Source organism: Pantoea rwandensis, from assembly GCF_002095475.1.
In the GTDB taxonomy this organism is placed as follows: Bacteria; Pseudomonadota; Gammaproteobacteria; order Enterobacterales; family Enterobacteriaceae; genus Pantoea; species Pantoea rwandensis.
The window spans coordinates 1-1769 of the sequence record NZ_MLFR01000060.1 but is presented as its reverse complement, the minus strand read 5'-3'; the positions used below and the strand labels follow the sequence as shown (position 1 = coordinate 1769).

General features: G+C 45.4%; 1 pseudogene. It reads left to right on the top strand.

The window, feature by feature from the left end:
* The first annotated feature begins 149 nt into the window (after positions 1–149).
* Positions 150–1591, top strand: a pseudogene (locus HA51_RS26745) (IS1182 family transposase).
* The last annotated feature ends 178 nt before the right edge of the window (positions 1592–1769 follow it).

Sequence of the window (1769 nt, the reverse complement as noted above, 5' to 3'; positions counted from 1 at the left end):
GCTGTGTGCCCAGGCTGTGTGAAAACCACTGATCACTTTTTGGTCTAAGTAGTGGCTTTATATGATCAACCATTCTTGATAAACCCATGCGGAAACCTACTTTATTTAATAAAATTAGAATCATACGGTTAAATAAAGCGGGTGCAGGTATGACTCAGCATATCAAAGGTCAAGGCAGACATCAGGTGACGTTGTTCCCTGAAGTGCTGGATGATTTTGTCACAGAAGACAACCCTGTCAGGGTTATTGACGTCTTTGTTGATGAATTACAGCTTGATGCACTTGGCTTTGAGCGCGTTAATGCAAAACAAACCGGGCGGCCGGGATATCACCCCGCAACCATGCTGAAGCTTTACATTTATGGATACCTGAACCGCATCCAGTCATCCCGCCGGTTAGAGAAAGAAGCCCATCGTAACGTTGAATTGATGTGGTTACTTGAGCGATTAACACCTGATTTTAAAACCATTGCAGACTTCAGAAAAAACAATGGTAAAGGCATCAAAAATGCCTGCCGCACTTTCATTGATCTGTGTCGGCAGATGCAGATGTTCACCGATGTGGTGGTTGCCATTGATGGTAGTAAGTTTAAGGCGGTAAACAGCAAATCGAACAATTTCACGCCCCAGAAAACAAAAGGCCACATTGAAAGGGTTGAGCAAAGTATCGCTCTTTACCTGAATAAGCTCGATGAAGCTGACAAGGCTGCGGAGCCCAAAAAAATGCATGTTTAACAACTGTGAAACTGGCATGGCTGCAAAAGCGTCTGAAAGAACTCAAGAAAATTCAGCAGGCCGTTGTGCAGCACCCTGATAAGCAGTTGTCACTGACAGATCCTGATTCCCGGTTAATGAAGATAAACAATGTTAACCGCCAGGTGAGCTATAACGTTCAGACTGCCGTTGATGCTAAATATCACCTGATTGTTGCGCATGAAGTAACGAATACACCAGACCGTGGGCAGCTAACAGCGGTGACCAAATTAGCGCAGGAAGCAGTTGGCAAAGCGGATATTAACGTACTGGCTGATAAAGGTTATTACAGCCGAGGAGATATTAAAGCAACGCAGGACTTAGGTGCCGTAGCCTTAGTACCAAAAGGTGATACCTCTGGCGCTGACCGTAAAGGTCTTTTCAATCGTTCATTGTTCAAATATGACCAAGAAAAAGATATTTATATTTGCCCGATGGGTAACGAGCTTCAGAACCGATTTACGATGGTTGAGGATGGTTTAGAACAGCAAATGTACTTTAACAATATTGCCTGTCGCGATTGCAGTCAGCGGTCAAGGTGCACCACATCAAAACGCGATCCGAGGCGTATAAGGCGCTGGGTTCATGAAGCCGAAATGGAAGATATGCAAGCCAGGCTTAATGCATCGCCACAAACAGCTGTCGTGCGAAAGCAAACGGTAGAGCATCCGTTCGGGACAATTAAGATGTGGATGGGAGCGACTCACTTCCTGACGCAACGGTTTAAAAACGTCAGCACAGAAATCAGTCTGCATGTACTGGCTTATAACCTTAAGAGGATGATGTCCATCTGGGGTACCGAAGGATTGGCCGACAAGCTGCGAGAACGATGCAACTAGCGGCAGTGGCCGCTTTAACCCCGAATAACCGGCCATTAGTACTCCATATCAAGCCACAAAGTCTCGTTTTGCCTCAACATACAAATCACTGCGAATACAGCCCATATCAGGAATATCTTGCATCCCTGCTGGTGTTAGTCCTCAGATACTACAAAAACCGAGTTTTTACACAGCCTGT